The organism is Boseongicola sp. (genome assembly GCA_014075275.1).
GTDB lineage: Bacteria > Pseudomonadota > Alphaproteobacteria > Rhodobacterales > Rhodobacteraceae.
The window spans coordinates 1,941,708-1,960,388 of sequence record CP046179.1; the positions used below are offsets into that span (position 1 = coordinate 1,941,708).

The window sequence follows — 18,681 nt, forward strand, 5'->3', positions numbered from 1 at the left end:
TCCGCCAAGCTACGGGTTGGTCATCTGGGTGCAAGAGCAATCAGGCTGCTTGGGGTGCAATGACTTCCAGGAGGGCTTCGATCAAAGCATCATCACGATGACGCAATGGAGCGTTCAACGTGTCCGCCATCGCCATCCGCAACAATAAGCCCAGCAACGAAGTGTGCACAGCAGCCGCAGCGCGTCGAGCATCCATAACCCGATTGTAGCGCCCACCGGCGACCAGTTTTTCTGCCAGCGCGTCATACATTTCTGTTGTCGCCGGGTGAATTCGGCCAAGTGTGCTCAACATCGCTCCGCGACGGCTGACACGCTGACCGATCTGCGGAGTAACATACATCAATCGAAATCGATCCAAGTCAGAGGTGTGAAATACGGCCAAGGCTTCAATCAAACGGCGAATTGCTGTGTCAGCGCCAATATTGCGCGTCAGCGCTGCTTTTCCGGCCGCAGCTTCGGCTTCCAGTGCCGGTCGGACCAATGCCTCGACCAACCGTGCCTTGTTCGGAAACCAGTAGATGACGGCCTGTTTGGAAATTCCGACACTCTCGGCCACGGCGTCAAATGTCAGCCGGTCGGGTCCATCTTTTCGAACAATCGCCCGCGCAGCATCCAGTATTTCATTGGATTTATCCGATGTCTTCTGAACCATAGACCGCACCCACCCCGAAACTATGGACCAAAGGTAAGCGGATGCCTCTTTCGCGTAAAGGTAGCAAGCCATTGGAAACAGACGGTTTCCTGATTGGAAACCAAGTTAAATCCTATTTATCGCGCTGCATCTGAACCGGGATTTTGCGAGCAAGTTTCAGCAGATGAGCCATAAACGCTTTGGTCGTGTCATCGTCACGCGTTGCCGCAAACAGTCTTTTTGTGACCCCATCGCGCCCGACTTTTCGCGTGACATAGTCCGAATGGTACCGCACCTCGCGGACAACCCAATCAGGCAGAACTGCGACGCCTCGATTGGACGCAACCAGCAATAAAATTACCGCTGTCAATTCAACTTGCCGAACTGCTCGCGGCTCGACCTTGGCCGGAGTCAGTAATTCAGTAAAGACGTCCAATCTAGAGCGATCAACAGGGTAAGTGATTAACAGTTCGTCGCGAAAATCTTCAGCGACAACAAACTCATTCTGCGCCAAAGGATGCTGGGCTGATGCGACAAATACCGGTTCGTAATCGAACAACGGTTTGAAATTGACCCCCACAAGGTCTTCCGGGTCCGACGAAACCACGAGGTCAACTTCTTCACGCAAAAGTGCCGGTAGCGCATCAAAGGCCAGACCGGGACGGATATCGACATCGACTTCGGGCCAGGCCTTTCGAAACTCTTCCAGCACCGGAAACAGCCATTCGAAACAGGCATGACATTCGATTGCGATATGCAGGCGACCAGATTTTCCAGACCTGAGATTACGGAAATCTTCTTCCAGTAGCTCGATCTCGGGCAGTACCTTTTCAGCCAGTCTCAACAAGCGCTGCCCGGCGGATGATAGCTTCAGCGGTTTTGAGCGGCGTAAGAACAGTTCGACACCCGCCTGATCCTCCAGACCCTTTACCTGATGGCTTAGTGCTGACTGCGTAATGTTCAGGACATCGGCAGCTCGTGCCAAGCCACCAGCCTTGTGAATTGCCCGAATGGTTCGCAGATGGCGGAATTCGATATGCATAATTGTGAGCGCAACTCATAATGTAAGTGAATATTATGAATTTGTCTCACAATCGGCGATGTGACACAAGCAGCGAAACAACGGAGACCATCGCACATGTCCGCGCCAAGCATTTCTTTCGAGTTCTTTCCGCCACAATCATTGGAGGCGTCGTTTCGGCTTTGGGACACTGTCCAGGCGTTGTCGTATCTGGATCCATCATTTGTATCCGTCACCTACGGTGCTGGTGGAACTACGCGAAAACTAACCCATGAAGCAGTATGTGCGTTGCACCAACAAGCAGGACTGGACGTTGCGGCACATTTGACATGCGTTGACGCATCGAAAAAGGAAACTTTGGAAATTGCGGAAAGCTACGCAGCGGTTGGCGTCAAACGTATTGTTGCATTACGGGGCGACCCACCAAAGGGACAAGGACAATTCCGGCCACATCCAGACGGATTTAGCGACACGACAGAACTGGTGTCCGCTTTGACAGATAGCGGCAACTTCGACATCATCGTCGGTGCTTATCCCGACCGCCATCCAGAAGCACAGGACGACAATGCCGACGTAGAATGGCTGAAACGCAAAATCGATGCGGGCGCGTCCGGAGCAATTACCCAGTTCTTTTTCGACATTGAAACTTATCAACGGTTCCGAGATCGCTGTGCAGATGCTGGAATTTTTGCGCCGATTATCCCTGGTATTCTGCCGATTGAAAATTGGCAGGGTGTGCAAAAATTCGCCAAGCGCTGTGGCGCAAAAATACCGACTGAAACAGTTCAAATGTTCGAAACAGCAGAACGCGACGGTCGCACCGACTTGCTGGCGACAGCGGTTTGCACCGAGCTTTGCACCGATCTTTTGGACGATGGCGTAAACCATCTTCACTTTTACACTTTGAATAAACCGACCCTTACACGGGACGTGGTTCACGCATTAGGGTTGGCACCGAAAATTGCGCTGGAGAAAGTCGCCTGAACGGCAAGAAATGCTTGGGCGGCAAATAATCAGTTGTCTGCGATGATTTCTGTATCCAACTCATTCGCGCGCGGTGTTCGACCAACCGCCGTGGCATGAATGCGTTCGCTGGGATCGAGCAAAATGCTCCTGGGTTTTCGTGCCAAAAAGTATTTCGACCATCCACGCCAAGTCCCTACAGCCTTTGCATCGGGGTCAGTTTGGATTTCTGAGCGCCAATTATCTGGAAGCGGCAACCCACAGGTTTCAAGCTGGTCCAGCATCCAGACCAAAGGAATATTTGAGAGATGGCGCGCTGGATGGTAGCCACCCAACTGCCCACCAATATCTCCGTGCCCGCCTCGAAACCAAACTTGGTGAACTTCGCCTTCGGACCTGTCGGTCGTGTTCCAGAGCACCGGCTTAAACGCCGCGCGAGTCTCATCCAAAGCCAGCGCATGATACCCATTCAAGATGGAAGGGCCCAGACGATGATTGTGGAAGGCATGTTTTACATCTTCCCATTTCCAAACAAACGGGGCACGAAAGCCTAGCGCTTTCACCGTGTCAAAGACGGCCACAGCTTCGATTGGCGTTTTGTCATGGCAATGTGCCTGCCTGAACGCAGCACATGTCGCGGGGTCGGTATCGTATTGATAGTGCCGGTAAACCTCGCGGATCATGCGCTCACTGGCCTGTTCGCGTTTCAAAAGCCCGATGCGGTCTATCACCCCGCCCAAGGATCGCACGGCATAGGCGCCCCGCGAATAGCCGATTAAGAAAATTTGGTCGCCAGGACGATAGTGGCTTGCAAGCCATCCGTAGGCCCTTCTGATTTGTCGGTTAATGCCCCGTCCCTCAATCACATCCAGTGTGGCGCTCCAGTCTGTCCACTGAACGCCCGCTTCGTAATAGATTGATGTGTCCCGCTCTTCTGCGACTGAATCCAACGCTTTGTAAATCAACCCAACATTGGTTTCGAAACCCGTCTCGAGCTCTGACATCATACCATCGAGCAAGATCACATGATTGACTTGCCCGCGAGATCGACGAACGGTTTCTCGTTCGGTTCGCCGAAACAGCCCCCAAAGACCACGTATTCGGTCACGCAGAGCCATTGAAGTCCCGCGTATTCATGCCAGATTGCTTCATACCCAAGAGGTAAGGCCGACAGCAGAGTCTTTCCATGAAATTCGGCGTGATTTTTGTTGCGAGAAAGGGCTGTGGTCTTTTACGCCAGCCGGTCTACCGTGACGACTTCGATGGCACCATACCCATTAAACCGAGTGACGGTTGCCGTCGAATAGGCGCCCAAACCGTGAAACAAAACCCAATCGCCTTCTTCCAGATCATCCGGCAAGGACAGTGTGTCGGGAAGCCGGTCCAGACTATCACAGGTTGGACCGTATACCATACGCGCGGTGCACGCGCCAATTCGTGGCATTGTCGAGACAATTTCGAAGCGATCCACATTGCCCAAAACCGGAGCCTCAGCCAGGCCACCGTAGATCCCGTCATTCAAGAATGTGTCACCATCGTCACGAATACCTTTTACTCGCGCAGCCAGACTGAAGGCATCGGCCACCATTGCCCGCCCAGGTTCGCAAACAAGCGCAGGCATTTCCTGACCGAATGCTTGAACAACTGCTGCCTGGATGCCTTTGAATATGGCACCAAGATCTGGGGCTGGTCCGGTTCGGTGTGCTGCAAATCCACCTCCAACATTCAGTCGTCGCAGGGTAACACCAGCTTTTTGTGCGATATCAGCACACATCTTGATGTAAGCCCGCCAGGCTGAAGGATCAGCACATTGGGTGCCAGGATGAAACGTCATCGATGGCGCATAACCGATGGCAACCACCGACTTCAGCAGGGCAACGGCCGTGTCTGGGTCAGCGCCGAACTTTGCGCCAAAATCATAAGCCGCCCCGGAGATCGGCAAGCGGATTCGAACGGAAATTTCAGTCCCCAATGGAATTCCACCAGCTTCCAGTTTTTTCAATTCAAACAGCGAGTCGATCGAAAAAGACGCGACGCCCAGTTCTACTGCCGTGGATATTTCGGCGGCAGATCTAATTGGATTATTGTAGTGCAAGTTCGCGCTCGGCATCAGCCGGCGCACCAGTTTCATCTCGAACGGCGAAGCCACATCAAAACTGTCGAGCCCGGCCGCCATCAGGTTCTCGAGCACCTCTTCTGCATCATTTGCCTTAACAGCGTAAGTTACCAGACCGGGAAACTCTTTTTGAAATCTCCGGGCTGTGGCCTGCAAAATTGAGGGCGCAAAATAGAGAACCGGGTGATCCGGTGATTGCGTTAACAAGTGGGTTTTCGGGGCACGATAGAGCGCTGAGACCAATGACATGAACGTTTTCCTATTTCGCTTGCACAAAAATCTCCCCTCTTGCCGCCGAAATCGAGTATCAATTCGTCTATTATTGGTGCAATTTCATACAAATCGCCGAGGAAACGCCACAAATGGACGAAATTGACGAAGAAATCCTGAAACTTCTCGGCGAAGATGCACGAACGCCGGTTGCCACTTTGGCAAGTAAGCTGAGCCTTGCACGCTCGACAGTTCAGACACGCCTTGATCGCCTGGAACGGCAGAAATTCATTGCCGGCTATACAGTGCGACTTGGCGAAGCCGCCCGCGCCGGACGCATTCGTGCCACAGCCCTGTTGCAGATTGAGCCTATGACCCTACCAGCGGTATTATCCAAACTGAAAAGGTTGCCCGAAGTTCGATCAGCCCATACGGCGAGCGGCCGGTTTGATCTGGTGGTTTCGCTATCAGCATCCACGACAGATGCACTGGACAAGGCCCTTGATGCGATTGGCGAAGTGGCCGGTGTTAGATCTTCTGAATCGTTAATCCATCTGTCAACGAGAATAGATCGGCGAGTACGCTGATACTCAGTTTCGCTGCTCCTTTGGCGCAGCGACCCGCTGGAGGGGCCAGCCCCTCCAGACCTCCCCGGAGTATTTTCCCCAGAAAGAACAGCAAACCGGCGCTTTTCCTTTGCGGCGAAGGCAGCTAAATGGGACGCGACCCGAAAAGGCATGGATTGATGGACAAGACTTTCAACGCAAGTGACGCAGAAGCGCGGATTTACGAGGCCTGGGAAAAGGCCGGGGCTTTCAAGGCAGGTGCCAATGCCGCCGAGGGGGCCGAGACCTTTTCGATCATGATCCCACCGCCGAACGTGACCGGTGTTCTGCACATGGGCCATGCCTTCAATAACACGCTACAGGACATCCTGATCCGTTGGCACCGGATGCGCGGCCACGACACGCTGTGGCAGCCGGGGCAAGACCACGCAGGGATCGCGACCCAGATGGTTGTGGAGCGCAATCTGGCCGAGGCCCAACAACCCTCCCGCCGCGAAATGGGGCGTGAAGCCTTCACCGCGAAAGTTTGGGAATGGAAGCAGCAATCCGGCGGCACGATTATTGAACAATTAAAGCGGCTTGGGTCGTCCTGCGATTGGTCCCGCAACGCTTTTACCATGTCTGGTGCGCCTGATGCGCCCGAAGGCGAAGAGGGGAATTTCCACGACGCCGTCATCAAAGTCTTTGTTAAGATGTATGAGGACGGGTTGATCTATCGCGGCAAACGATTGGTCAATTGGGATCCGCATTTTGAAACCGCCATATCGGATCTCGAGGTCGAAAACATTGATGTCGACGGCCACATGTGGCACTTCAAATACCCGCTGGCGGGCGGTGCGACTTACGAATATGTCGAGAAGGACGAGGACGGAAACGTCACCCTAAGCGAGACCCGCGATTACATTTCTATCGCCACCACGCGCCCCGAGACCATGCTGGGCGATGGCGCGGTCGCGGTGCATCCGTCGGATGAGCGTTATGCCTCAATCGTTGGAAAGCTGTGTGAAATTCCGGTTGGCCCGAAGGAACATCGGCGTCTAGTTCCGATCGTAACGGATGAGTATCCGGACCCCGATTTCGGCTCGGGCGCGGTGAAGATCACCGGCGCGCATGACTTCAATGACTATCAGGTCGCCAAGCGGGGCGGCATCCCAATGTATCGGTTGATGGATACCAAAGGGTCCATGCGCGACAATGGCGCGCCTTATGCCGAGATGGCCGCGACGGCGATGAGTGTTGCCAAGGGCGAGAAAACGTTGACCGAGGCTGAGGCCGACACCGTTAACCTAGTTCCCGACGAATTGCGCGGGCTGGACCGGTTCGAAGCGCGCGAGAAGGTGATTGAACAGATCACCTCTGAGGGCCTTGCTGTCATGACCCGCGCCGACAACTCCGTGCTTGGGAAGACTGCGTTGAAAGCCGATGCTGAAGGTGCCGACGCTCTTGTCCCGATGGTTGAAAGCAAGAAGATCATGCAGCCGTTCGGCGACCGCTCGAAAGTTGTGATCGAGCCGATGCTGACTGACCAATGGTTTGTAGATACAGCGAAAATCGTCGGCCCCGCGCTGGAAGCGGTTCGCAACGGCACAACCGAGATCCTGCCCGAGCAGCACAAGAAGGTCTACTTCAACTGGCTGGAAAACATCGAACCCTGGTGCATCTCGCGCCAACTCTGGTGGGGACATCAGATCCCGGTTTGGTATGGGCCGAACCTGGACAATCCAGAAACACTTAAGGCGTTTGCTAACCCTTACGCCGCTGACACGCTAAATTTCGATAAGGCATTCTGTCCACAGTCCGTTACAGACTTCGACACTTTCGGATCAAAGATTATTGGTGAGCGCTTCAGACCCAATGATGCCGTTCTTAGGTATATCGTAGATCTCGTGCTCGAAAAAAGCATCGCGCACAAAGAAGTTTTGGCGGGTATGGAGTACGTCCTCGTCGCAGACAAGGAGGCTGCGATCGAAGCAATAGCCGATAGAGCGGACGCGGTCGCCAAGGGAAAAGAAACCACACACATTTACCCGATCTACCGAGATCCCGATGTCCTCGACACATGGTTCTCCTCCGGCCTCTGGCCCATCGGCACCCTCGGCTGGCCCGAAGACACCGAGGAACTCCAAAAGTACTTCCCCACCTCCGTCCTCATCACCGGCTTTGACATCATCTTTTTCTGGGTCGCCCGCATGATGATGATGCAATACGCCACCGTAAACGACCGCCCCTTTGACACAGTCTATGTCCACGCCCTAGTCCGCGACGAGAAGGGCAAGAAGATGTCAAAGTCCCTCGGCAATGTATTGGATCCGCTGGAGCTGATTGACGAGTTCGGCGCTGATGCCGTGCGCTTCACTCTGACGTCGATGGCCGCTATGGGGCGGGATCTGAAGCTGTCGACCCAACGCATCCAGGGTTATCGCAATTTTGGTACAAAGCTTTGGAATGCCTCACGTTTTGCCGAAATGAATGGTGTCTTTGGCCATGCCCGATGGCAGCCCGGTCAGCCGTTGAATGCCACCGCCAACAAGTGGATCGTCGGCGAAGTTGCCAAGACCCGCGAGGCGGTTGACGAGGCGCTGAATGCGTTCCGCTTTAACGACGCCGCCAACACGCTTTATGCGTTCACCTACACCTATTGCGACTGGTATCTTGAGTTCTCGAAACCGCTGTTCGATACCGAAGCCGCCGAGGAAACTCGGGGGGTCATGGCCTGGGCACTGGATCAGTTGCTGATCCTTTTGCACCCCATCATGCCATTTGTGACCGAAGAACTTTGGGGCCTGTCCGCGACCCGCGACAAGATGCTGATCCATGCCGATTGGCCCACATATGATGCCGAGTTGGTTGACGATGCCGCCGTGACTGAAATGCGCTGGGTCCGCGATCTGATCGAAAAGGTGCGCCGCATCCGGGGCGAAATGAACGTGCCGAAATCGCTGAAGGCGCCTCTTTTGCAACTGGCGTGTGACGACGCTGGAAAGGCTGCATGGGCACGAAATGAAGTCATCATTCTGCGCGACCGCGAAGCCGGAATCGAGGGGCTGACGGCCGCAGAAACTACCCCGAAGGGTGCAGCAACTATCGCAGTCGATGGCGGCACATTCGCCCTGCCACTGGCTGGCCTCATCGACGTCACGGCGGAAAAAGCGCGCCTCGACAAAAGCTTACAGAAACTCGCCAAAGAACTCGGCGGTCTGCGCGGCCGGTTGAACAATCCGAATTTCGTGGCAAGCGCGCCGGAAGACGTCATCACCGAAACCCGCGAAAATCTCGCCGCCCGGGTACAAGAAGAAGCCCGACTTAAGACCGCGCTCGACCGACTTGCAGAAGTGGACTGATCCTCTTCTTCTGATCAAAAATACTCCGGGGGTCCGGGGGCAGCGCCCCCGGCGGATCGCCTCCGTAGGAGGGGAAACAAGATGACAAAGCCACGCCTGACACCTCTGGCTGAAGGCTTGCCCGCAACAGTGCCCTTCGTGGGCCCCGAGGCGGCAGAACGTCAGATGAACAAGGCTTTTCGCGCACGCATTGGTGCGAATGAAAACGTGTTTGGACCTTCACCAAATGCAATCGCCGCAATGAAAACGTCCGCCGCGGATATCTGGAAGTATGCCGATCCTGAAAGTTATGATCTTCGCCAAGCCCTTGCCGCCCATTGTGGCATCAAACCCGATGAAGTCGTTGTCGGCGAAGGCGTCGATACGCTACTGGGCTACGCGGTTCGCCTGTTTGTCGATCAGGGCGACGCCGTTGTCACATCCGATGGCGCCTATCCGACGTTCAACTACCACGTTGTAGGCTATGGCGGAAAAATTCACGCTGTTCCCTTTGTCGACGACAAGGAAGACCCCGCATTGCTTTTGAATAAGGCGCGCGAAGTCGACGCCAAGATGATCTACATCGCAAACCCCGACAACCCGATGGGAAGTCACCACGACGCAGCGACCATAAATACCATGATCGCCGACCTGCCCGGTAACACTTTGTTAATACTCGACGAAGCCTACATCGAGTTTGCGCCCGAGGGGACCGCGCCGACAATCGATACGTCGAACCCAAAGGTCATTCGCATGCGTACATTTTCCAAGGCCTATGGAATGGCCGGCGCCCGTGTCGGCTATGCTATTGGGCATCGCGATGTGATCCGCGCGTTTGAGAAAGTGCGCAACCACTTTGGAATGAACCGTTCCGCCCAAGTTGGTGCCTTGGCGGCTTTGGAGGATCAGACATATCTCGCTGAGGTCAAAGAAATGGTTAACCGGGCGCGCTCACGGATTGCGGACATCGCGCGCGACAATGGTCTGATGACCCTGCCCTCGGCAACGAATTTTGTCACCATTGATTGTGGACGGGACGCCGCTTTTGCAAAGGCGGCGTTGGCCGCCTTGGTAGATGATGGAATTTTTGTACGCATGCCCTTCGCTCATCCGGGCAATCGCTGTATTCGCATTAGCTGTGGCAAGGACGCTGATCTTGACCTGTTCGAAGCGGCCCTTCCAAAAGCTCTTAAATCGGTGCGAGACGGCTAAGAATTGCCGGTCTCAGCAAGTTGATGCCAAAGCGGCTCCAAAAATTCGATTTCTAGGTTAAACTGGCGCTATGAACTCAGATCGCCAACAACATTCTGGAACCGTCGAAAATTATACGACGCCTTTTTTGGTCTCGTTCGGAGTCGTGATCTTCATGGTGCTTTGTATCATCTGGGCAATCTGGGGCTTTATTGTTGCTAGTATCATTAGCGCAATTGCAAATCGACTGATCCCCAAGCGCCAAAGCCAAAACCCAGACGTAAACTAGGCATTTTCAGCAATCGACTTTGCTGCGGCTTCTATACCGCCGGAAGCATGTTCAATACCAACAGCCTTCATTCCCGATTCGATGGTCGCGAGTGCACCCAGGATCATTTGTGCGTTCACGTGCCCCATGTGACCCAGGCGGAAAAAATGGTGCCATTCTCGCGAATTTGGCGGTGCCATTCCAAGTCCGATGCCCAACGTTAAACCTGCCTTTGTCTGGCACCATTGCCGAAGCCCTGTGGCTTTGTTGGAGCCCGCCCGAATGCTGGTGACCGCATGTGATCGCAAGCTGGCATTTGCGACATTCAGCTCCAAAGAACCACCTTGTCCCCAGTGTTCAAACGCCGCCCAGATTGCCTGTGCCAACGTGTGGTGGCGCGCCCATACGTTTTCCAGGCCTTCCTGCGCGATCATGTCCAGCGCGACCCTCAACCCAAAAAGATGCACCGTTGGCGCAGTTCCACAGAAATATTGATAGAAAATGTCAGGCGCTGTGCGCGGTCGCCAGTCCCAATAAGGTGTCACGCAATCCGCGATGTCACGGGCCTTGTCGGCCTTTTCATTGAAGAAGACAAAACCGACACCGGGCGGCGTCATCAACCCCTTTTGGGACGCCGTTATCATTACATCAACGCCCCAAGCATCCATTTCGAACACATCGCATCCCAGCGATGCAACACAGTCGGCTACCAACAATGCGGGATGTCCGGTTTTAGACATGGCGTCGCTCAGGGCTTTGATATCGCTTCGAATACTGGTTGCAGTGTCCACGTGCACTGCCAGAACTGCTTTGATCAGGCCGTCTTGATCCTGCGCCAAACTTTCGCCGACAGCTTCGGGATCAATCGCGGCGCGCTTGCCAAAGTCCATGAGTTCTACATTCAAGCCCAATCCGCGGCAGATCTCTGCCCACTCAAGAGCGAAATTTCCGGTCGCGGGAATCAAGACTTTATCGCCCCTTGAGACTATATTTGTCAGTGCTGCTTCCCAGGTGCCGTGACCATTGGTGATATAAATCGCGACATTGTTCCGGGTGCGCGCCACAGACTTCAGGTCGCGCAGGATGCCCGGCACCATTTCCACCAGCTCACCCTCGTAAATATTGGGAGACCCTCGATGCATCGCCCGCAAAACACGGTCGGGGATCACAGAAGGTCCCGGAATCGCTAAATATTCCCGTCCATTCGAAAGCGTCAAATTTTCACTCCTGAAGCTGTCATGCAGAAGGGGTATGAGTCATGTCCGGCAAGGTCAATCACTGCATCGCTTGTCTGCACCGGCTGTGGGCGCTAGGGAAAGACAACGATGAGAAAATAATGTCCGTGATCGAGCCAAGACCCACGCCCCCATTACCTCCAAGAGACGGCGCGCAAGCGCCTGTTCCCCGTTGGCTTTGGCAGAATTATCTGAGATCTGAACGACTTTGGATTTTTATTGCGTTTATTTTCATGGCCATAGAAGGGTCTATGTTGGGTGCGCTGAGCTATATGGTTCAGCCGATGTTCGATCAGGTCTTTATTGCCGGTGACCGCGGGGCAGTTTGGTTTGTAGCTGGGGCAATTGGTGGCATCTTTGTAATCCGGGCCTTTGCGGCATTTGCCCATCGCACCATCATGCAAGGCGCCGGATTGCGGATCGTGACGGCGATGCAAGCCGATCTTGTCGCGCATCTGATGAAACTGGACAGCCAGTTCTTTCAGGGCAATCCACCGGGTACTTTGATTGAGAGGGTGCGCGGGGATACCACGGCGGCGCAAGCCATCTGGGCAACTGTTTTATCCGCTTTTGGGCGCGATTTGATAAGTTTGATCGCGTTGTTTTCCGTCGCAATTTCAGTGGATTGGCTTTGGACTTTAATCGCTGTCGCAGCCGCGCCGGTTTTATTGGTTCCAGTGGTTGCTCTTCAGCGATTTGTGCGCAAACGAAGCCATGCCGCCAGGGCCGCAGCTGCACGAATGTCAACGCGGTTGGATGAGATTTTTCATGGTGTGAACACCATTAAGCTGAACACCAGCGAGCCCCGTGAAGACACACGATTTCGTGCGACGGCAAATGGTTTACTGAAACAGGAAATGCGGGTCAGATTTGGCATGGCAGGGATACCGGTCATGACCGACCTGGTCGCTGCTATTGGGTTTTTTGGGGTCATTGTCTACGGCGGCAACCAGATCATTGATGGCGACAAGACTGTTGGTGAATTCATGTCGTTCTTCACAGCAATGGGTCTGATTTTTGAACCCCTTAGACGGATTGCCAACGTTTCGGGGGCTTGGCAGACGGCACGGGCAAGCCTTGAGCGTGTGTATGAGTTGTTCGAGCATCAGGCGACGATTAATTCACCTGCTGAGGCAGCAACTGTGACCGCCGAGAATGCCGATATTACGTTTGACAATGTTGCCGTCAGCTTTGGGTCTGAAGTGGCGCTGAATGGCGCGACGTTCACGGCAAAGGTTGGCGAAACAACGGCATTGGTGGGCGCGTCAGGTGCCGGCAAATCGACCATCTTCAATGTGCTGACACGGCTTGTCGACCCTTCATCAGGGGCTGTCAAGATCGGGGAGACGGCAATTGATCTGGCCGATCTAAGGGAGTTGCGCAGCCTGTTTTCCGTGGTCACACAAGACGCGCCGATGTTTGATGAAAGTCTGAGGGACAATATTGTTCTGAACACGCCGGATGTAACGGAAGACCAGTTGGATGCGGCAGTAGAAGCTGCATATTTAACGAATGTTGTCAGTCAGTTGGAGCGCGGACTTGAGAGCGAAGCGGGGCCGCGTGGGTCAGCCCTGTCTGGCGGACAACGTCAAAGGGTGGCGATTGCACGCGCATTGCTCAGGAATGCGCCTATCTTGCTTTTGGACGAGGCCACGTCGGCACTGGACACCGAGTCTGAGACCAAAGTGCAAGCGGCATTGAATCATCTGGCAAAGGATCGAACGACGCTTGTCATCGCGCATCGGCTGTCAACGATCCGCAATGCAGACAAGATCATCGTGATGGACAAAGGCCAGGTTGTGGACGAAGGCCGCCACGAAGAATTGCTGGCGCGCGGTGGGCTATATGCCCGGCTTCACGATCTGCAGTTCAAAGAAAGTTAACGCGGCGCACGCCCAAAAACGTTGCGCGCGACGTCTGCAAGGGTAAACGCCTTATTTTCATGGAAAAGCGGCTGTCTGTATCGCGTCGGTATTACGTCGGTATTTTCCAAAGCACGCTGCGTTAACGACGACCGTTCGGTCATAAAGATTACCACGGCGCTAAGACTTTGAATTGTTGTCGTATCCCGCCGCCAGTTGCTCTGGGTCGCGGCCGCGCGCGTATTTAGCCAGCGTGCAAAGATTTCGCGCGACGCGCCTAATCCAACCTTCGGAAAAATATTTTTCGGCTGAGGTATCTGCGTATGCCTCTAACCGGCGAAGACGGCCCTTGAGGCGGCAAGCCAGTTCGACGTCCTCCATCAAAGGCAACTCCGGAACACTGCCAACACGCTCCAAGACAGCGCGCGCGACCAAAAGACCCTGATCGCCATATGGCAGGCCAAGCCGCTTTGAACGAATGTTTGCCCCGCCGGCCACCAGTTTCGCCATGATACCTTCGGCGCGAAATCTGAGACGGAACCAACCGGCGTCTTGGCCGTGATGGGTCATATGCACCTGCGCAGCGCCCATCCAGTCAGGAGACAAATGTGTGTCAGCATGGAGGATCAGGAGCCAGTCACCTTTTGCAGCAGCGACGCCGCGGGCGATCTGCCCGCCCCTGCTCTTTTTGCCGGATATGAATATAGCCCCAAGCTCTTTGGCGATCATTTCAGTTTCGTCAGAAGAACCACCGTCAGAGATGATCAGTTCTTTTATCAAGCCCGTCGAAATACCTTCCAGCAACGCATTTGCCGTTTCGGGCAATTGAGTTGCGGCGTTTAGCGTAGGAATAATGATAGAAAGCTGTGCGGCCATGGGATGCAGTTTGCCAATGTTCGCCCTATATAGGCGCGAGACGCGGCAGGAGGCCAGCATGGGCGAGCGGAAAGTCTTAAAGATCAGCGGCGGGGATGTGCGGGACTTCTTGCAAAACCTTGTGACCAATGATGTGGCGCGGGTGGATCGGGGTCTGGTCTGGACGGCGCTACTGACGCCGCAAGGGAAGTATCTGGCCGATTTCTTTCTTTTGGCTGAAGGCGACAGCATTTTGCTGGATGTGGGCGCCGCGCTGGCCCCGGCGCTGGTTCAGCGGTTGTCGATGTATAAGCTGCGGGCTGATGTGACCATTGAAGAGACCGACATTGTACCTTCGCGCGGGTTGGGAGATGGCGCGGAAGGCGCGTTTGCAGACCCTCGGCATGCGTCGTTGGGATGGCGGGCCTATGATGGGCGTTCAGGTGACGATGGCAATTGGACCGCATTGCGCGTTGCGGCTTTGGTGCCGGAAACCGGCATTGAGTTGCTACCGAACGAGAGCTACCCGCTGGAAGTCGGTTTCGAACGTCTGAATGGCGTTGATTTCAAGAAGGGGTGCTATGTAGGTCAGGAAGTGACCGCCCGCATGAAGCATAAAACGGAACTGAAAAAGGGTTTGATGTCTGTCGCAGTTGACGGAGTGGCACCCGTAGGCACCGAAATAGTCAACGAAGCCGGGAAAGTTGCGGGCACGTTATTCAGTCAGGCTGACGGGCGCGGCATCGCATATTTGCGCAAAGATCGCGCCACCGGAACACTAAGAGCCGGTGACGCCGTTGTTGAGGTGCGTGATTAAGCGCTAGGCCCGTTCGGCGTATTCCATCGTTTCGGTGTTCACGATGATCGCTTCGTCCTGACCGACGAAGGGCGGGACCATGACTTTGACGCCGTTATCCAGAATCGCAGGTTTGAAGCTGTTGGCGGCGGTTTGGCCTTTGACGACCGGCTCGGTCTCGACAACCATGCATGTGACCTTCTGCGGCAGGGAAGCGCTTAGGGCCTCGGCTTCGTGATATTCGATTTTGATGGACATGCCGTCTTGCAGGAACGGGCGGCGGTCGCCGAGGATGTCAGAGGGCAATTCGATCTGCTCGAAGGTTTCGTTGTCCATGAAGACCAGCATACCGTCGGATTCGTAGAGGAACTGCTGATCTTTTTGTTCGAGACGGACGCGTTCCACTTTGTCAGCCGAACGAAAACGCTCGTTCAGTTTCGAACCATTGCGGAGGTTTTTCATCTCGACCTAGGCAAAAGCGCCGCCCTTGCCGGGCTTTACGTGGTCGGTTTTCACCGCAACCCACAATCCGCCGTTATGTTCAAGGACATTTCCGACTCGAATCTCGTTTCCATTGATTTTTGGCATCGCGGTCAACCACATCATTTTGTTGATAAAACGTTTCAAAACCCTATATTCTAGGCACAAGCTGCTGACAAGGCTGCGAAATCAGGGATTGGAAATTTGCTGGCTATGCTTACCACGCATAGGAGCCATTCCAAAAAAGAATGACAAAAGTGGTGTCGAACCCGTCATAAGGGACGTCACGCTTAAAGGCGCAAGAGCAAGAATAAAGGAATAAGAATGGCTGACTTTGTGGACGGCACGGCATTTAACCACGAGCAAGGCAATCGCGCGAAGAAACTTTTCGCTGCAGTTGTGCTGGCGGCGCTCGATGATGCCATTGCTGATGACAAGAAATATGGGAACGGTCCTGAGCAGATTGCGCGTTGGGCGCGGTCGCGCGATGGTCGTGAGGTTCTGACCTGTGCGGGTATCGACCCGAACGAACGGGTTGTGAAGGGCCTGATGGAATTCGTCGGCAAAGGTGTGCGGACATCCGTCGCGCTCAGCCGTGAAGAAAGCGAGCGGCGTCACGCCGCCGAGCAAGCGCAAGCGGCATAAAGCCCACCCGCCTGACTGGTTTAAAAAACGCGCCCCGGAAACGGAGCGCGTTTTTTAGTTTCTAAGGCTCAGCATTCCACCGCCAACGATCATCAGGATGCCGACGAACGAGATGGTGTCTGGCAGGTCCCCGAACATCAGGGCACCCCAGAGAACGGCAAAGCCGACATACGAAAAATCAAAGGTCGAGACGATCTGTGGCCGGCCATTCTGATAGGCGATGATGACGAAAAAGCCTGTGATCAGGATGACGGCAACCAGGATCAGCATCGTCACCCATTCCGCCCCACCCATGTCAGGCCATAGTCCCAGAAAGAACCCCTCGCGCTTGTCGGTCAGGAACGGGACGATCGCTGTTCCAATTGCCCCAACCACAAGAAAAGCTGCGTTCAACGCGATGGACAGCGTAACGGGATGCTCGTTCCGGCATTTGCTGCGCGTCAGGATGACGGCAAAACCATAGAACATCGCCGCGATGATTGGCAAAAACGCGTAGAAATTGATGTCTCCCGCGCGCGGGCGCAAGATCACCAGAACACCGACAAAACCGATCGTGGCAGCGATCCAGCCGACGGGACGAATACGCTCGCCCAGAAATACTGCCGAGAAAAGCGTAATGAAAAGCGGCGCGACATACATTGCCGCAGCCGCCAGTGACAGTTGAACATTGGGCAGCGCCAGATAGTAGAAAATCCACATGATCACCATCAGTAGGCTGCGCAAGGACGTCCAGCCGATGTGGCCGGGGCGCTTTCGGTCACGGGGCACCCAAAGCCACCAGGCGACCATCAAAACCGCGACGGCGATAACCGAGCGCAGGATGAATATTTGCCAGATGACGAAATCCGCGCTGTAGAGTTTCACCAGCGCGTCCCCGAAGGACAGCGACAGCATTGCAATAATTATCGCGGCGATGGCCAGCAGGGTGCTGTCAGGCTGTTTCTCTTGAATGTGAGAGGTGACCATTGGGGGCTCCGATGAAATAGCGCCGGTTCATCAAAGACCCGTTTGTCCCGGACTTTCCACAGGAAACACGACAAAATATTTGCGCAAAGCGGCTTTACGGCAATGGGAACGCAGCTTACGTCGAGGGTAACCCAAGGAGACCTATCATGACCGACGCCACCCTGCCCTTTGACGTCTCAAAACTGGATCGTCTGGCCGACGTCGCGGTCAGCACCGGTTTGAACCTGCAACCGCGGCAGCAGTTGGTTTTGACTGGATCGGTAGAAGCGCTGCCTTTGGTGCGCCGGATAGCGGTCGCCGCCTATAAAGCGGGCGCATCGGTCGTCACGCCTATTTTGAGTGACGAAGCGATCATGCGGGCGCGGTATCTGCATGGCGCAGACGACAGTTTCGACGACGCCCCTGACTGGTTGTTCAAAGGCATGGGCGAGGCATATGGAGCGAACGCTGCACGCTTGCATGTATCATCGGACAATCCCATGGCGCTGTCGGATATGGACCCTGAAAAGGTCGGGCGTGCGTCTAAGGCGCAATCCATCGCCTATAAACCCGCATTGGAAAAGATCGCGAGCTTCGCCATCAACTGGTCCATCGTCTCTTATCCGGGACGTGCCTGGGCACAATTGATGTTCCCTGATCTGGACGGTGACGCGGCGCAGGCGCGGCTGGCCGAGGCGATTTTCGCCGCCTCGCGCGTAGATCGCGATGATCCGGTTGCGGCCTGGGATGCGCACAACAGCGAGTTGGCGCGGCGGCGGGATTGGCTGAACGACCAGCGATTTGCAGCCTTGCACTTCCAGGGGTCGGGCACCGATCTGACCGTCGGGCTGGCTGATGGTCATCTATGGCAGGGCGGCGCAAGTGAGGCCAAGAACGGCATTATCTGCAACCCGAACATGCCCACCGAAGAGGTCTTTACGACGCCGCATTTGGCCAATGTGAACGGGGTGGCGCGGGCTTCGAAACCCCTTAGCCATCAAGGCACCTTGATCGAAGACATTGAGGTGCGCTTCGAAGGCGGCAAGATCGTGGAAGCAAGTGCATCGCGCGGCGAGGATGTGTTCAAGAAGCTGCTGGAAACGGATGAGGGCGCGTCCCGGATCGGCGAGGTTGCTTTGGTGCCTCATGCATCGCCAATCTCCGAAAGCGGGCTTCTTTTTTACAACACGCTTTATGACGAAAACGCCGCCTGCCATATCGCTTTGGGCCAGTGTTATAAGGATTGCCTGCTGGAGTCTGATGACATTTCGGATACTGATCTGGCGGCGCGTGGTGGAAATTCAAGCCTGATCCATGTGGATTGGATGATCGGCAGCGCCGAGACCGAAATTGATGGCGTTACGACCAATGGCGAGCGTGTGCCTGTGTTCCGGGGTGGCAACTGGGCGAACTGAGGGTTTCGCCGACTGACGTCGTCGACAGACTGGGGGATTTCATCCCCCAGTCCCCCTGAGGATATTTATGGGCCAATAATAGACACGGCCCGCCTCTTAAGAAACGGGCCGCCCGGTAATTACCGGCCGCGGCCATCGGCGTCCCCGCCTGTGCCGCGCCCT

At 55.0% G+C, this 18,681-nt stretch carries 15 protein-coding genes and 1 pseudogene; 8 read left to right on the forward strand and 8 right to left on the reverse strand.

Annotation, left to right across the window (positions count from 1 at the left end; all coding sequences use genetic code 11):
- Positions 1–40: 40 nt before the first annotated feature.
- Together GKR98_09810 and GKR98_09815 are read right to left on the reverse strand one after the other, a co-directional pair.
- The gene (locus tag GKR98_09810) at positions 41–724 is read right to left on the reverse strand and encodes a TetR family transcriptional regulator (protein ID QMU58461.1); all 684 of its coding nucleotides are present in this window, start codon (positions 722–724) and stop codon (positions 41–43) included.
- 40 nt (positions 725–764) lie between these two features.
- Complete coding sequence (locus GKR98_09815; GenBank protein ID QMU58462.1) at positions 765–1,673, reverse strand: LysR family transcriptional regulator; 909 nt, start codon at positions 1,671–1,673, stop codon at positions 765–767.
- A 96-nt stretch (positions 1,674–1,769) separates the two neighbouring features.
- Between GKR98_09815 and metF the strand changes: the two genes are divergently transcribed.
- Positions 1,770–2,636, forward strand: coding sequence for a methylenetetrahydrofolate reductase [NAD(P)H] (metF, locus tag GKR98_09820; protein QMU58463.1), 867 nt, complete (start codon positions 1,770–1,772; stop codon positions 2,634–2,636).
- Positions 2,637–2,665: 29 nt separating this feature from the next.
- Here the strand turns inward: metF and GKR98_09825 are convergent, their stop codons facing one another.
- The gene (locus GKR98_09825; GenBank protein ID QMU58464.1) at positions 2,666–3,733 is read right to left on the reverse strand and encodes a DUF2235 domain-containing protein; all 1,068 of its coding nucleotides are present in this window, start codon (positions 3,731–3,733) and stop codon (positions 2,666–2,668) included.
- Between the two features lie 113 nt (positions 3,734–3,846).
- On the reverse strand, positions 3,847–4,980 hold the full coding sequence (locus GKR98_09830; GenBank protein QMU58465.1) for a type III PLP-dependent enzyme: 1,134 nt from the start codon (positions 4,978–4,980) through the stop codon (positions 3,847–3,849).
- Between the two features lie 113 nt (positions 4,981–5,093).
- Here GKR98_09830 and GKR98_09835 point away from each other — a divergent pair, with 113 nt between their 5' ends.
- From GKR98_09835 to GKR98_09845, 3 genes are all read left to right on the forward strand, one after another.
- Positions 5,094–5,528, forward strand: coding sequence for an AsnC family transcriptional regulator (locus tag GKR98_09835; protein ID QMU58466.1), 435 nt, complete (start codon positions 5,094–5,096; stop codon positions 5,526–5,528).
- Between the two features lie 158 nt (positions 5,529–5,686).
- Positions 5,687–8,848, forward strand: coding sequence for a valine--tRNA ligase (locus tag GKR98_09840; GenBank protein ID QMU58467.1), 3,162 nt, complete (start codon positions 5,687–5,689; stop codon positions 8,846–8,848).
- 81 nt (positions 8,849–8,929) lie between these two features.
- A complete protein-coding gene (locus GKR98_09845; GenBank protein ID QMU58468.1) occupies positions 8,930–10,039 on the forward strand; it encodes a pyridoxal phosphate-dependent aminotransferase in 1,110 nt (369 codons plus the stop codon).
- A 264-nt stretch (positions 10,040–10,303) separates the two neighbouring features.
- Here the strand turns inward: GKR98_09845 and GKR98_09850 are convergent, their stop codons facing one another.
- Positions 10,304–11,503, reverse strand: coding sequence for an aminotransferase class V-fold PLP-dependent enzyme (locus GKR98_09850; GenBank protein QMU58469.1), 1,200 nt, complete (start codon positions 11,501–11,503; stop codon positions 10,304–10,306).
- Between the two features lie 119 nt (positions 11,504–11,622).
- Between GKR98_09850 and GKR98_09855 the strand changes: the two genes are divergently transcribed.
- Entirely contained in the window at positions 11,623–13,404 is a 1,782-nt protein-coding gene (locus GKR98_09855; GenBank protein ID QMU60052.1) for an ATP-binding cassette domain-containing protein, read from the forward strand.
- 159 nt (positions 13,405–13,563) lie between these two features.
- Here GKR98_09855 and GKR98_09860 read toward each other — a convergent pair whose 3' ends face one another.
- Positions 13,564–14,259, reverse strand: a complete 696-nt coding sequence (locus GKR98_09860) for a glycosyltransferase (protein QMU58470.1) — start codon at positions 14,257–14,259, stop codon at positions 13,564–13,566.
- A 58-nt stretch (positions 14,260–14,317) separates the two neighbouring features.
- Between GKR98_09860 and GKR98_09865 the strand changes: the two genes are divergently transcribed.
- Positions 14,318–15,055 carry a folate-binding protein gene (locus GKR98_09865; GenBank protein QMU58471.1) on the forward strand — a complete coding sequence of 246 codons (738 nt, stop codon included), beginning with the start codon at positions 14,318–14,320 and terminating at the stop codon, positions 15,053–15,055.
- Between the two features lie 3 nt (positions 15,056–15,058).
- On the opposite strand, the pseudogene efp reads toward GKR98_09865, so the two are convergent.
- A pseudogene (gene efp / locus GKR98_09870) lies at positions 15,059–15,622 on the reverse strand (elongation factor P).
- Between the two features lie 216 nt (positions 15,623–15,838).
- Between efp and GKR98_09875 the strand changes: the two are divergent.
- Complete coding sequence (locus GKR98_09875; protein QMU58472.1) at positions 15,839–16,159, forward strand: elongation factor P; 321 nt, start codon at positions 15,839–15,841, stop codon at positions 16,157–16,159.
- Between the two features lie 54 nt (positions 16,160–16,213).
- Here GKR98_09875 and GKR98_09880 read toward each other — a convergent pair whose 3' ends face one another.
- Positions 16,214–17,125 carry an EamA family transporter gene (locus tag GKR98_09880; protein QMU58473.1) on the reverse strand — a complete coding sequence of 304 codons (912 nt, stop codon included), beginning with the start codon at positions 17,123–17,125 and terminating at the stop codon, positions 16,214–16,216.
- 146 nt (positions 17,126–17,271) lie between these two features.
- On the opposite strand from GKR98_09880, the gene GKR98_09885 reads away from it, so the two are divergent.
- On the forward strand, positions 17,272–18,519 hold the full coding sequence (locus GKR98_09885; protein ID QMU58474.1) for an aminopeptidase: 1,248 nt from the start codon (positions 17,272–17,274) through the stop codon (positions 18,517–18,519).
- Positions 18,520–18,681: the final 162 nt, after the last annotated feature.